Raw genomic sequence first — 12,249 nt, forward strand, 5'->3', positions numbered from 1 at the left:
GTTGAAGGCATGGCAACTGACATCAAGGACATCACCCATGCCGTCGACGCCGCCGCCATCATGAAGTTGCTCCCGGTCCGGCCGCGGCTGCTCGCCTTGGGCGAGCCCACCCACGGCGAGGACACTCTCCTCGACGTGCGCAACGAGCTCTTCCGGCAGCTCATCGAGCAGGAGGGCTACCGGACGATCACCATCGAGAGTGACTGCCTGAGGGGCCTGGTCGTGGACGACTACGTGACCTCGGGCACGGGCAGCCTCGACGAGGTCATGGAGCACGGCTTCAGCCACGGGTTCGGCGCGTCCCCGGCCAACCGCGAACTCGTACGCTGGATGCGCGCGTACAACGACGGCCGACCCGCGTCCGAACAGCTCCGCTTCGCCGGTTTCGACGGCCCGCTGGAGATCACTGACGCCGCGAGCCCCCGGCAGGCCCTCACCTCACTCCACAGTTATCTCTCGCCTCAGGTGGACGCGGACCTGCTCCCATGCTCCGCGGAAACGCTCGACCGACTGCTCGGCACCGACGGCCGATGGACCAATCCCGCCGCGATGATGGATCCGTCCCAGTCCACAGGGCGGTCGGCCGAGGCCAGGGAGCTGCGGCTGCTCGCCGACGATCTGGCAGCGGTGTTGAACGAGCAGATGCCCCACCTCATCGCGGCGACCTCGCGGGATGACTGGGACCGAGCGTGCCTGTATGGGCGTACCGCCACAGGTCTGCTGCGTTACCACTACTGGATGGCAGACGCCTCACCGATGCGCATGACGCGGCTGGTGGGCGTGCGGGACCGGATGATGGCCGACAACCTCCTCGCCCTCGCCCAACAAAACCCGGCACTCATCCACGCCCACAACACCCACCTCCAACGAATCAAGAGCACGATGCGCATGTGGGACCAGCCACTGCTGAAGTGGTGGGGCGCCGGGGCGCTGGTAAGTGCCCAACTTCACGACAAGTACGCCTTCGTGGCCACGGCCCTCGGCACGATTCGGCACCAGGGCGTGGACACCCCGCCACCGGACACCGTTGAGGGACTTCTGTACGCGCTCCCGGAGGACCGTTACGTCATAGACGGCCCGCGGTTGGCCACCGCCCTCGCCGACACGCGGCCCGCGCCCCGGGTCTCCCCCTGGTTCGGTTACGCCCCGCTTGACCCAGCCCACCTGGCGGACAGTGACGGCATCGTGTTCATCAAGGACGTTCCGCAAAGTTCGTACTGAGGCCCGGCAGAGGATGTACGCGCAGGTCACCGGGCAGCAGCCGAGCGTCGCCCAGGGAGACACACTGCCGGTCGAAAGCGTTTCTTGGTGGGATGCGTCCGCGCGTCCGCCGACGGCTACCGGCTCCCGACCCAATCCGTGGGGCCTTCACGACATGCTTGGCAACAGCGGGGACTGGTGTTGGGACCTCTACGATGCCGAGGTATACGGCGCCTCCAGAGCGCAATGCCACCAGATAGTTGAGGGCGTTGGCCTCCCGTCGAGCGGGAGGCCAACGCCCTCAAGGCTGCCCTTCAGACGCAACGCACAAGTCTTCAAGCCTCAACTTGGGTGTGCGCATCTTCGGCTTCGGACATCAGTCAGTCCTGGTATTCCACCTTCACCGGCGCAGTGTTGTTCTCCTGATTGGGGTCGATCTCCGGGTCGGACGTAGCGGAGATGCTTCCCTGCGCACCCTCTACGCGCTTGTCGATACGGGCCCGCAGCCAGGTGCTGCCGTCGAGGCTTCCGGCACAGTGCACCAGGCCATTCTCCTGCTCTGCGTACCCGCAATAGAAGATTTCGCTCGGGTGGTCTCCGGGATTCACCGGCACCAAGCTGACGCCTTCGGGCAACTTCAGCCGCAGCACACCGCCATCGTAATTCCGCGGGTAGGGAACCTGCGTTTCCACCACCTGGCCGACCTTGCCCTTGATGGTGAATCCGATGGCCTGTACGTCGTTGATCTGGTTCGTGCTGAAGGTGAGGTCGCTGCTGGACATCTCCGCCTTCCAATACGACGACGGGATGAAATCGTCCCCGCTGCCGTCAACGGGACGCACGCCCAGCGGTCCCCCGGTACCGCGCGGCGCCGAGGCGGGCAACAGAGTGTTGCTAAGGGGGTCGTGCGCCCGGAGCACGGAGTAGAAGACCTTGCCGTACATCGCCGTCTTGTCGACCACGGCCGTCAACGGCCCGTCGGTCTCATACGCTGCCCCGGCCGGCAGCGGGCCGGGCAGTTCACACAGCGCCTTGGTGGGAGCTACGGCCTTGTCGTAGCGGCAGTTGCTGTACTGCCTGCGCAGCGTCGCTTCCTCCGTTGACAGCAAAACGATGAAACTGTCGTCGATCGCGGTGTCGCCCTTGTTGCCGAAGGCGGGTGTCAGCCGCAATGCAGAGCCGGGCTCTACCCCGGTCAGCGGCTGGTTCTGCCTTGCGGTCAGGACCGGCACCCCCATGACGATGTGGGTGGTATGCCGGATGGTGGGCGCGTTGGCGCTGGTCACAGTGATGTTCATGTCCCCGGCGGGGCCCGGTGCCGCGCCCGGCTCCGGCTTCAGGCGGAACGGGGTGAACAGCGCACCAGAGTCGATGTCCCCCAGCGCGCAGGTCATGAGGGAGCCCGAGCGCTTGCAGCCGTAGCCCGTGTTCTCCCAGGCGACGCGCACCTTGCCCTTGAAGGCGGCAAGGTCGATGTTCACCTTGACGTTCTTGACCGTGACCGGATCCCCGCCGGCGGAACGCCCGGTCGCCTTCAGGCTGACCTGGAATTCGGAGGGGCCTGCGTCGGGAGCCGACGCTTGATACTTCGGTATGTAGTACGTGTTCATCATGTGCTCAGCCTTCAGCTGCGCCCCCGTGGCCGGCTGTGCCCCGCCCCCGACGGCGGCCACCGGCGTAGTGCCACCGACCGTCACCACCGTGCCCAGTGCCAACAGCAGAGCTGCCGCCCCGGCCCCGACCAGGTGCTGCCCCCGTGTACTTGCCATAGATCCCTTCATGCGCGATCAGACTGGCGGGGACGCCAGATGGTTGTAACAGTTCCGCTTTCTGCCAGGAGAAGTCAGCGTCTGTAGGGGCCGCCGACCCGATCCGATCCGCTTCCAGCTGCTCAATCTGGACCGGCCTCGACGACTGGCAAGAGACTTGGTCGGCGCAGTACTTCACCGAGACACCGTGGGTGAATCGCGGGAAGGGCAACGCGGTTTGCAGGCACTACCTGGGCGTCGCGCCCGTCACGCCGTACGCAGCCCCCGCGCGGGCCAACGACCTGTTCGGCCTGCCGCATTATCAGGTGTAGACGAGGCGGACCACAGTGACAGTCAGTACCGCGGCGCTGACGTAGTAGCGGACCACCACACCGCTGACGACGGCTTCGCGCCGGTCCTCGTCGGCTTTGACGGCGGTGGAACCATGCCCGTACGAGTCGGCGGCCAGGCGCTGCATCCCGGCGTCGAAGGCGATCCGTAACGCGTGTGGCATGGCTCGGCAAGCCTGGTCGGCGGGCGGGGCGTACTGGAGTCGGTAGCGGCTCACGCCACCTCCGCACCGGGTGTGCCGGCGTCGGTGGCGCCGATGTCCTCATCGCGGGCGAGACGCTCGAAAAGCTCCTCGTCCTCTTTGTCGGCGTTGGTGCCGGCCAAGGCCCAGCGCACCAGCGCGGTGGGGAGCTCGGCTGCGGGGACGTGCTCGATGTCGCGGTCGAACTCGTCGGCCCGGTCATCGTCCAAGCGGGCGCGGATGGCCGCGATGGTGCCGGGCAGTTCCACGATCTCACCGGCGATGACGGTCTTGAGGGTGGCGTCCACTGTAGGCCTCCTTTCAGCCCAGTACGGTACGCCGCCGCCCCAGGCCAAGGCCCGTGTTCGCGGAAGGTTCATCTCCAGGCCCGCTCCGTGGCTTCTGCACTGCAAGCCGCTGGAGGGCGGCTCAGAGTTCGCGGCGGAAGGTGACCCGGTCCAGCGAGGGGCCGTCGTAGTCGGCAATCGGGGCGGAGGGGGTGAAGCCAAGGGCACTGTGGAATGCGATGGAGCGGTCGTTCTGGGGGGAGGTGATCGCCTTGACGACCGTCCGGCCGTTCGCTCGCGCCATGTCGAAGAACCGCTCGTACAGGAAGCGGCCGAAGCCGCTGCGCCGCCACGCGGGGGCAACCGCGGTGAAGTGGATGTACGCCTCCTCCGGGACGGACGGGGAAAGGAAGCCGATGACGAAGCCCGCCAGCTCGCCGTCGCGCTCGGCGATCAGGCTGGTGTCGTAGAAGTGGTTGACGAACACTCGGGTCAGGTCGCGGGAGGCGGCGCGGCCCCACCAGTCGTCGACCACCGCGACGACGGAGTCGAAGTCCTGCGGTACTGCCGCGCGCGTCGTGAAGGGCTCCAATGTGCGGACCTGTGGCGCGCCGAGTTTCTTGCGAAAGGCCACCCGTTCCTGGCCCGGTCCGTCGTAGTCGCTGTGTGCCGTCAGGCCGTCGACTTCCCGGTCCCCCGTATCCAGCTCGAAGCCCATGGCACGGTGAAAGGCTATGGATCCGGTGTTTTGCGGCGAGGTGATGGCGCGTATCCCGGTGCGGCCGGCCGCTGCGGCGCGTTCGAAAAATGTGGTGTAAAGGCGGCGGGCCACTCCCCGCTTGCGCAACTTCGGGTCCACTCCGACGAAGTGGATATACGCTTCGTGCGGGTGGTCGGCGGAGTCGAAGCCCACCAGGAACGCACGGATACCCGTCTCGTCCTCCAGCACCAGGCTGGTGCCCGCGAAGTGTTGCAGGAACAGCCGGGGCAGCAGCAGCGAAAGCTCGCGCGCCTGCTCCGGGGTCCGGGAGTCGCCCCACCACTGCTGTATGCACTCCACGAGCTTGGGGTAGTCGGTTGTACGGGCCCGGCGTATGTCGTGCATGTCCTGCCTCTCAGTCGGCAATGGCGTCGAAGTCGGTGGCGGTAGTCGCGCGGTCGATGCGTTCCCATCTCATGGGGCTCACGCGGTTTTGTCGAGGGCGACGTTGCTTCTGGGGCGGGCGGGATGCCGCGTCGGCCCCAAGAATCTGCCTGGTGACCGCGTGGAACGCGTGCACGCGGTGCGTCATCTCCCGGTAGGCGGACCGGCGCCGGTCGTCTTGCTCACGAAGAGCTGTGCGGTTGCGGTGGTCCGGGCCTCCGTAAGCGGCCACCGTCCTCGCACTGCTTGTGCACTGGTCACTGCCCGTGTTCGGGTTGTCCTCAGGCAGCCGTCCTGAGGACCTGCCCCTCGCAGATGAGTACATCTACTGAGTACATCTACGGATGGTCGGTCGGCAGCCGCGAGCAGCAGGATGGCTTCATGACTGGACACGAGAGTTACCGCCAAGACACCACTGGGCCCGCCCGCGACTACCAGGCCATAGAGAACGTAATGAAAGCCGTTCTTCTTGTGATGGCCGTCGCGGGCGTGGCCGTGGTGCTCTACATGGTCTTCTTTATCGGCATCTTCGCCATAGCCAGCTGACCAGTTGTCCAGTCGACCAGTTACCCAGTCGGCCAGTCGGCGACCGCACCGTGCGCCGTTTCTCAGCGCGGGTTGAACTTCACGCTCTTGAAGACGACGCTACGCGGTGCCACCTGTCCGGGGGCGAGGCGGCGGCTCTTTCCCTTGCAGTCTTTTCGGCTGTATACGGTGAGCGGCCGGTTCGTCTCGTTGCGTGGTGCGCGGGCCTCCTGGTTCATGCCGAGGCACCTGTTGTCCGGTGGGTTCTCTACGGAGTAGGTCTGCCGCTCAGGGCCTTCCCACACGAATTGGCCGCTGGAGGCCACCGCCGCACTCTGCGGCAGCGCGAGGGCGAGGAGTAGCCCGCAGAGGGCTGTGGCACGGGATGAACGCATCACGAATCCTTTGTGTCGTCGGCGCGCTATTCGGGGAAACTCCCCATGCGCTTAACGACAACCGCCGATATACGACACGCGTGATCACCACGAACGAGGTCGGCCAACCGGCTCATCGGCAGGCAGGCGGAGTGGAACTCAGCGGGACAGCGGCACGGTGATTTCCTTCAGCCAGGCACGGCGGGTGAAATCGCGGGCTTTGATGACGACTGCGTCCTGGCGCACCTCGACCTGGAGCCCTTGGTTGAAGGCTCCTCCGACGGCGACTTCGCCGCCCTTGCCGTCGTCCCGGTAACCGGTCTGGATCGCGCCCGTGTTGACCACGGTGAATCCGTTGAGATTCGCGGTGCCCGGCACGACGCGCCGCACCACCCAGTCGGAGAGTTCCAGGTCCCAGTGGGTGTGGCCGGAGAAGAGGAATACGTCGGGGTGCCGGCCGAGCAGGCTCAGGAGGCGGTCGGCCTGGAGGTAGTCGCTCGCGTAGAGCTTGTTGCGGGTGCCGGAGACCGTGTTGGGGAGGGGGTGGTGGGTCATCACCATGACCGGCTTTCGGCGGCGCGACCAGTGCCAGAGGCGGTTCTCCAGCCACCTGAATTGCGCCTCGCTGATCCAGACCTCGTCCCAGAGCTTGGCGTCGTGGTAGTGCGCGTACCACTCGGTGCCGAGCGTGAGGACCGGGATGCCGCCGAAGGAGGTCTCCGCGTGGACTGTGCCGCGCCTGGCGAAGCGGTAGAAGCTGCGGAAGAGTGAATCCTCGGTGGTGTTGTTGGGCCAGGTGTCCTGCGACAGCGTGTCGGGGTCACGCCACTTCGGCACGTAGAACTCGTGGTTGCCGATCGCCCAGGCCACGTCACGCGGGTGGGAGTGGCGCTCCAGTTCCGTGCGGACCTGCGCGTACTCGGCGTCGTAGCCGCGCGGTGTGATGTCGCCCGCGACGGCGAGCCCCGCGCTGCGCGGGTTGACGGCCGCCATATCGTCCAGGGCCCGGCCGAAGTCGCGTAGGTCCCCTTGGATGTCGCTGATGACGTTGAACCGTACGGTGTCCCGACCGCGCTCCCGCCCAAGGGCCCCGGCCGGGGTGGCGTGGGCCTGGGAGGAGCCGGCGGCGGCCGCCAAGGCGACTCCGCCGACGGCGAGCAGGGATCTGCGGTCCATGTGCGACTCCGTGTCCGTGAGGCGAATGGGCTGTCACTGTGCAGTGGGCACAGCGCCCTTGGCGAACATCACGGCGCCGGGTGCACTCGGTCCTAAGGTGAGTGGGCGCGTGCGTGTGCAAGGCGTGAACAAGCGCGTGGAGTAGCACGGAGGGCAAGCTACCGAGCAGTTGAATGTTTGGGCGAAAGGCGGCGTTGCGGCCGCGCGGGCGAGGTACGGCCGTTGGCCGGGCCGGGCGGCCCGGCGGCGTTCTGCCTAGACGGTCCAGGGCGGCACGGTCTTGTCGGCGCTGCCGGGAACAGACGCGGACGCGCCCGGTGGGGCGGCGACCACGGCGGCGAAGCCCTCCTGCGGATCGGCGCTGATGCGCCGTGGCGCCGCGGCGGGCATGACGAGGGTGTCCCCCGGCTCCACGAGGAGTCTCTCATCGGCGAGTTCGACGGTCGCGCGGCCGCCCACAACGGTCCACACCTGCTCGGCGTCGAAGGCGTGGAGGGGCCCCGTGGCGCCGGGCCGCATGTCGACGCGCCATACGGCGTGCCCGGCGCCGCCCAGGGTCGGCGAGGCGAGTGTGGTCATGACGGCGTTGGGTGTTTCGGTACGGCGACTCTCGGCGCGGCGGATGACAGACATCGTGGGAACCCCTAAACTCGACAACATGGTTGTCGAGATAGTGAACCTGGTTGTCTACCGTGTCAAGTGACCCCTCGCCCGGATTCGAGCTGCCGCTGCGACTGTTCCTGGCCTTCCGCACCCTCATCGAGGGTCTCCACGACGAACTGGCGCGCCAAGGACATCCCGACGTCCGTCCGATGCACGGCTTCGTCTTCCAGGCGATCGGCCCCACCGGCACCACCGCCGCGGACCTCGGCCGCCGGCTCGGCGTCTCCAAACAGGCCGCCGGCAAGACGATCGACGCGCTGGAGCGCCTCGGCTACGTGGAGCGCGGCACGGATCCGCGCGATGCGCGGCGTAAGACCGTACGGCTCACGGAGCGCGGCACGGACTGTCTGGACCGATCGGCGCGCATCTTCGACCGCCTCCGGGCCGACTGGGCCGGAGTTCTTGGTGAGGACCGCCTCCGTGCCCTGGAGGGCGACCTCCGCAGCATGACGTCCGCCGAGCCTTTCCTGCTCGACGTGCCGGGCTGGTTCGGCGGCGCTTAGCGGGCCGGACAGGGATCGCGTATTTGAGGGGCGCTTATACGTCGGCCCGCCAAGTATGCCCCTATGGGAGGTGGCTTCAGGGGGCGTTGCTCCTTCTTGTCCGGAGGGCGCCCCAGAGGGCTACGTAAAACACCGACCAGTCGGATAAACCATATGCGGCGCCAATACACCCATATGCTAATTAAATTAACACTTCCCACAAGCCCTCAATAAATGGACATGGATGGCGAATCAGCGTAACTTCGGTTCAAATCCACTACCGCCCGCACTCTCCTACACATGGTGCTGGCGCCAACCGAAGGATCGGACGAATGGTCAACGAACCCGTCCGTAGGACACCGGCCTCGCCGGGCGACACCCGCCGCAGTCCCGCACACCGGCACCGGCTCTGGCCGGACGGCCCGGCAGCGGCTTACGGGGCCTTCTCCCCCGCGTACGGCCCGGCGGCCGACGGCACGCCCGCCGGGGAACTCCGTTTCACCGGGCAGTACGGGGCAGCTTCCGGGGCTGGGGCGCGCGCTTTCCATGGATGCTGAAACGCTGACGGCCGAGTCCGACTTCTTCGCTCCACGCGCAGCCATCGACGACCTTCTGTGTGCGTTCCTCACGGAAAAGGCCCACACCGCTTCGGTGCCCGGCCACTCGGCTCTCGCCCTCCTGCTGCGTGACTTCCTCGACGGGGGCAAGCGGATCCGCCCGCTGCTGAGCGTGACCGGATGGCACGCCGCGGGAGGGCAGGGAGACCCCGCGCCGGCCTTCAGGCTGGCCGCCTCGATCGAATTGGCCCATGCGTGCGCCCTCATTCACGACGACATCATGGACGCGGCCGACAGCCGCCGCGGCCGTCCCACGGTCCACCGGCTGCTGACCAAGCACCATCATCTGCCGTCACTGGCGGAGTGGTTCGGTATCAGCGGAGCCATTCTCGTGGGTGACCTCGCCCTCGTCTGGTCCGACGAGCTGCTGCACACCACGCCCATGCCAGACGCCCGGCGCGTCGCCGTGCTGCGCTGCGTCGACATGGCGCGGAGCGAGCTGATCGCCGGGCAGCACCTGGACCTGCTCACCACCAGCGACCTCGACGTGAGCATCGAGACGACGCTGACCGTCGTCCGCTACAAGACGGCCAAGTACACCGTCGAACGCCCCTTGCAGGTGGGGGCCGCGCTCGCCGGTGCGGGCCGGCAGGTCATGGATGCCTGTAGCGCCTACGGCGTGCCGCTCGGCGAAGCGTTCCAACTGCGGGACGACGTGCTCGGAGTGTTCGGCGACCCGGGTGTGATGGGCAAGTCGCATCTGGAGGACCTGCGCGAAGGCAAGTGCACCAGCCTCATCGCCCACGCACTGCGTGCCGCCACTCCCGCCCAGGCCGTCCGCCTGCGCACGCTCATCGGTGACCCCCAACTGGGGGAACGGGAAGCCGCCGAGATCCGCGACATCCTCACGAGCACCGGGGCCCGCGCCGCGGTCGAGCGGATGATCGAGGAAAGGTACCGGCAGGCCCTGGACGCGCTGTCGGCGGCGCCCCTCGCGCCCGGCGCGGTCCGCACTCTGAAGACCGTCGCGGAGGCGGCCGTCCACCGGACGGCGTGAGCCCGGGGGACCACCCACCGGGCGGTACGAAGAGATGAGCGGACCGTGAGCTGTCGGCCCGAGGAGTACGGAACCTACTGATGACGACCATGACGACGAGCGCCCCCGCGGCGCTGCTGCAGACCGTCTGGCGGGAGATCCGCCTGAGCTGGCTGTTCATTCGCGTCGACCGCTGGACCACGGTCTTCCCAGGCACCTGCTTCGTCGCGGCGGCCGCCGTCCACGCGCGGCTGGCCCCGCGTGAGGCGGCGGTCATCGTGGCGCTCGGTGCGGTGTACTTCTGGCTGTTCATCTACGAGCACACCCTCGCCAACCAACTGGTCGGCGTCGAGGAGGACCGCCTCAACAAGCCCTTCCGACCGCTGGTCACGGGCGAGAGCACCATCCGGGGCGCGCGGCTGCGGCTGATCGCCGTACGCATCGCCTTCCCCGCGTACGGCTACTGCCTGGGCGTCCTGAAGTGGGCACTCATGTGGCAGATCCTCTCGCTGCTCCAGCACGAGTACGGCTGGGGACGCCACTGGCTGGGCAGGAACCTGTACGCCGGGATCGGGGTCATCGCCCAGTTGGCCGCCGCGTGGCAGATCGTCACCGTGCTCACGCCGGACGCCTGGCGCTGGATCTGGACGCTGACGATCACGGTGACCTTCCTCATGTCCGTCCAGGACCTGCGTGACATGCACGGCGACCGCGTGGTCCGCCGCTCCACCATGCCCCTGGTCTTCGGCGAGCTGCCCACCCGGATCTTCCTGTGCGCCGGCTTCGCCGTCGGCCCCGTGTTCATCCACTCCTTCCTGATGGCGCCCGCCGGCCCGCACTGGTGGCTGGTCACCACCGACGTGTTCCTGTGCGGTCTGAGCCTGCTGCTGGCGGCCCGGGTGCTGCTCCTGCACGGCCCCGAGCACGACCAGCGCAGCTACCGCCTGGTGGAGCAGTGGTACACCCTCGCCCTCGCCGCCTCCATCTACACACTTCGCTGACACAGTCGGTAGTGCTGACGAAAGGGCCCGATGTGCCGCCAGAGGCAACGCAACGGCAGTCACGGTTGCGGATCAGCGGCGTGTGGAAGTCGTACGGCCGCAGACAGGTCTTGTGTGGTGCCGACCTCGACGTACCCCCGGGGGCCCTGGTCGGTGTCGTCGGCGAGAACGGCGCGGGCAAGAGCACGCTGCTGCGCATCGCGGTGGGGCAGCTGACCCCCGACCGGGGCACGGTGGCGCGTACCGGCGCGGTGGGGTACTGCCCGCAGCACGCCGTGCTGAACGACTCGTTCACCGTCATGCAGCACCTGCGGCTGTTCCAGGTGGCCTACCGGCTGCCGACGCTGGCGCGGGCCCACGAGCTGATGGAACTGCTGGCGTTCGCCGACTGCGGGCGGCAGCGGACCGGGGAGCTGAGCGGAGGGACGCGGCAGAAGCTGAATCTGCTGGTCGCCTTGATGCACGATCCGCAGTTGCTGGTGCTGGACGAGCCGTACCAGGGGTTCGACTGGGACACCCATCAACGCTTCTGGGCGCTGGCCGCCCGCCTGCGCGACGCGGGCCGGTCGATCGTCGTGGTCTCGCACCTGCTGCACGACCTGCACCATTTCGACGCGATCGGCCACTTGCGCGAGGGCCGCCTGGACGTCGAGGAGACGGTCCGGTGAGGCCGCACCCGGCGGCGTTCGCCGAGATGCTGCGCTGCACGCTGCTCGGCCAGCTGCGCAACCGTATGGCGCTGCTCCTGGCGGTCGCCTTCATCCCCGCGTGGATCGCCGTGGCCCGCGTGTGCGCTTCGGGCCAGGTGGTGCGTTTCCCTCTGGGCTCCCTCGGCACGGACGCCGCCTCACGGGCGAGCGACGTCAGCCAGGTCGTCAACGCGCTCGCCGCCGTCACCCTGGTCATCGGGTTCGTGACGTTCATGGAGACGTACAAGGCCGGGAACATGGACCGCCGGCTGCTGCTGGCCGGTTACCCACGGGTCCCGATGCTGCTGGCGAAGGTCGCCGGGGTCGCCCTGATCGCCACGCTGCTGGCCCTGTACACCGTGGCCGTGCTGTGGGTCTCCGTGCCCGTACGGCAGTGGGGCCCGCTGACCCTCGGCCTTTTCGGCGCCGGTCTCGCGTACGGCGGTATCGGCCTCCTGCTGGGGTCGCTGGTCCGTGGCGAGCTGGAGGGCTTCTTCCTCGTCATCATGCTCAGCCTGGTCGACACCGGTCTGCAGAACCCGGTCCTCACCGTGGTCGACCTGTCCGGCCCCGAAGCGCTGCCCCTGTACGGCGCGAACCAGTTGGCGCTGGCCGCGGCGTTCACCTCCAGCACCCCCTGGACGTACGGCCTGTTCTCGCTCGCCTGGTCCGCCGCGGCCAGCGCCCTGGCCCTGCTCGTCTTCCAGGTCCGCACGCGCTCCCACTGCGCGGGCGGCGCCGCCGCGGCCACCGGCGTTCCCGCACCGGTGACCGCGGCCGAGCCGTAGGCGGGCGTGCGGACCGCGGGCGTGCGGACCGCGGTCCCGCGGTGCGC

The 12,249-nt window shown here is 68.0% G+C and carries 15 protein-coding genes; 8 read left to right on the plus strand and 7 right to left on the minus strand.

What is annotated here, in order from left to right; translation table 11 throughout:
• Window positions 1-9: 9 nt before the first annotated feature.
• On the plus strand, window positions 10-1,221 hold the full coding sequence (locus ACH4K4_RS28490) for an erythromycin esterase family protein (protein WP_398171219.1): 1,212 nt from the start codon (window positions 10-12) through the stop codon (window positions 1,219-1,221).
• Between the two features lie 13 nt (window positions 1,222-1,234).
• Complete coding sequence (locus ACH4K4_RS28495) at window positions 1,235-1,654, plus strand: SUMF1/EgtB/PvdO family nonheme iron enzyme (RefSeq protein WP_398171221.1); 420 nt, start codon at window positions 1,235-1,237, stop codon at window positions 1,652-1,654.
• Here ACH4K4_RS28495 and ACH4K4_RS28500 read toward each other — a convergent pair.
• The 4 genes from ACH4K4_RS28500 to ACH4K4_RS28515 all read right to left on the minus strand — a co-directional run bounded on the left by ACH4K4_RS28500 (window position 1,581) and on the right by ACH4K4_RS28515 (window position 4,872).
• Entirely contained in the window at window positions 1,581-2,969 is a 1,389-nt protein-coding gene (locus ACH4K4_RS28500) for a hypothetical protein (RefSeq protein WP_398171223.1), read from the minus strand. The genes ACH4K4_RS28495 and ACH4K4_RS28500 overlap by 74 nt on opposite strands.
• Before the next feature lie 301 nt (window positions 2,970-3,270).
• Window positions 3,271-3,462, minus strand: coding sequence for a hypothetical protein (locus tag ACH4K4_RS28505; protein WP_398171332.1), 192 nt, complete (start codon window positions 3,460-3,462; stop codon window positions 3,271-3,273).
• 50 nt (window positions 3,463-3,512) lie between these two features.
• Window positions 3,513-3,788 carry a hypothetical protein gene (locus tag ACH4K4_RS28510; protein ID WP_398171225.1) on the minus strand — a complete coding sequence of 92 codons (276 nt, stop codon included), beginning with the start codon at window positions 3,786-3,788 and terminating at the stop codon, window positions 3,513-3,515.
• 121 nt (window positions 3,789-3,909) lie between these two features.
• Window positions 3,910-4,872, minus strand: a complete 963-nt coding sequence (locus ACH4K4_RS28515) for a GNAT family N-acetyltransferase (protein ID WP_398171227.1) — start codon at window positions 4,870-4,872, stop codon at window positions 3,910-3,912.
• Between the two features lie 354 nt (window positions 4,873-5,226).
• Between ACH4K4_RS28515 and ACH4K4_RS28520 the strand changes: the two genes are divergently transcribed.
• Entirely contained in the window at window positions 5,227-5,457 is a 231-nt protein-coding gene (locus ACH4K4_RS28520) for a hypothetical protein (RefSeq protein WP_398171229.1), read from the plus strand.
• A gap of 62 nt (window positions 5,458-5,519) precedes the next feature.
• Here the strand turns inward: ACH4K4_RS28520 and ACH4K4_RS28525 are convergent, their stop codons facing one another.
• The 3 genes from ACH4K4_RS28525 to ACH4K4_RS28535 form a co-directional block, all read right to left on the minus strand.
• A complete protein-coding gene (locus tag ACH4K4_RS28525) occupies window positions 5,520-5,831 on the minus strand; it encodes a hypothetical protein (protein ID WP_398171231.1) in 312 nt (103 codons plus the stop codon).
• 138 nt (window positions 5,832-5,969) lie between these two features.
• On the minus strand, window positions 5,970-6,986 hold the full coding sequence (locus ACH4K4_RS28530) for a metallophosphoesterase family protein (RefSeq protein WP_398171233.1): 1,017 nt from the start codon (window positions 6,984-6,986) through the stop codon (window positions 5,970-5,972).
• A 255-nt stretch (window positions 6,987-7,241) separates the two neighbouring features.
• Window positions 7,242-7,565, minus strand: coding sequence for a cupin domain-containing protein (locus tag ACH4K4_RS28535; protein ID WP_398171235.1), 324 nt, complete (start codon window positions 7,563-7,565; stop codon window positions 7,242-7,244).
• Window positions 7,566-7,678: 113 nt separating this feature from the next.
• Between ACH4K4_RS28535 and ACH4K4_RS28540 the strand changes: the two genes are divergently transcribed.
• The 5 genes from ACH4K4_RS28540 to ACH4K4_RS28560 all read left to right on the plus strand — a co-directional run bounded on the left by ACH4K4_RS28540 (window position 7,679) and on the right by ACH4K4_RS28560 (window position 12,202).
• Window positions 7,679-8,152 carry a MarR family winged helix-turn-helix transcriptional regulator gene (locus ACH4K4_RS28540; protein WP_398171237.1) on the plus strand — a complete coding sequence of 158 codons (474 nt, stop codon included), beginning with the start codon at window positions 7,679-7,681 and terminating at the stop codon, window positions 8,150-8,152.
• Window positions 8,153-8,677: 525 nt separating this feature from the next.
• Entirely contained in the window at window positions 8,678-9,745 is a 1,068-nt protein-coding gene (locus ACH4K4_RS28545) for a polyprenyl synthetase family protein (RefSeq protein ID WP_398171239.1), read from the plus strand.
• Between the two features lie 80 nt (window positions 9,746-9,825).
• On the plus strand, window positions 9,826-10,725 hold the full coding sequence (locus ACH4K4_RS28550) for a UbiA family prenyltransferase (RefSeq protein WP_398171241.1): 900 nt from the start codon (window positions 9,826-9,828) through the stop codon (window positions 10,723-10,725).
• 80 nt (window positions 10,726-10,805) lie between these two features.
• Window positions 10,806-11,393 carry an ATP-binding cassette domain-containing protein gene (locus tag ACH4K4_RS28555; protein ID WP_398171242.1) on the plus strand — a complete coding sequence of 196 codons (588 nt, stop codon included), beginning with the start codon at window positions 10,806-10,808 and terminating at the stop codon, window positions 11,391-11,393.
• Window positions 11,390-12,202 carry a hypothetical protein gene (locus ACH4K4_RS28560; protein ID WP_398171244.1) on the plus strand — a complete coding sequence of 271 codons (813 nt, stop codon included), beginning with the start codon at window positions 11,390-11,392 and terminating at the stop codon, window positions 12,200-12,202. Before ACH4K4_RS28555 ends, ACH4K4_RS28560 begins: the two co-directional genes overlap by 4 nt.
• Window positions 12,203-12,249: the final 47 nt, after the last annotated feature.

This window comes from Streptomyces sp. NPDC017529 (assembly GCF_044329785.1).
Taxonomy (GTDB): domain Bacteria; phylum Actinomycetota; class Actinomycetes; order Streptomycetales; family Streptomycetaceae; genus Streptomyces.

Coding starts and splice junctions, on each gene's coding strand:
- ACH4K4_RS28490 (WP_398171219.1), top strand. CDS start 10: ATGGCAACTGACATCAAGGACATCACCCATGCCGTCGACGCCGCCGCC.
- ACH4K4_RS28495 (WP_398171221.1), top strand. CDS start 1,235: ATGTACGCGCAGGTCACCGGGCAGCAGCCGAGCGTCGCCCAGGGAGAC.
- ACH4K4_RS28500 (WP_398171223.1), bottom strand. CDS start 2,969: ATGGCAAGTACACGGGGGCAGCACCTGGTCGGGGCCGGGGCGGCAGCT.
- ACH4K4_RS28505 (WP_398171332.1), bottom strand. CDS start 3,462: ATGCCACACGCGTTACGGATCGCCTTCGACGCCGGGATGCAGCGCCTG.
- ACH4K4_RS28515 (WP_398171227.1), bottom strand. CDS start 4,872: ATGCACGACATACGCCGGGCCCGTACAACCGACTACCCCAAGCTCGTG.
- ACH4K4_RS28520 (WP_398171229.1), top strand. CDS start 5,227: ATGAGTACATCTACTGAGTACATCTACGGATGGTCGGTCGGCAGCCGC.
- ACH4K4_RS28525 (WP_398171231.1), bottom strand. CDS start 5,831: ATGCGTTCATCCCGTGCCACAGCCCTCTGCGGGCTACTCCTCGCCCTC.
- ACH4K4_RS28530 (WP_398171233.1), bottom strand. CDS start 6,986: ATGGACCGCAGATCCCTGCTCGCCGTCGGCGGAGTCGCCTTGGCGGCC.
- ACH4K4_RS28535 (WP_398171235.1), bottom strand. CDS start 7,565: ATGACCACACTCGCCTCGCCGACCCTGGGCGGCGCCGGGCACGCCGTA.
- ACH4K4_RS28545 (WP_398171239.1), top strand. CDS start 8,678: ATGGATGCTGAAACGCTGACGGCCGAGTCCGACTTCTTCGCTCCACGC.
- ACH4K4_RS28550 (WP_398171241.1), top strand. CDS start 9,826: ATGACGACCATGACGACGAGCGCCCCCGCGGCGCTGCTGCAGACCGTC.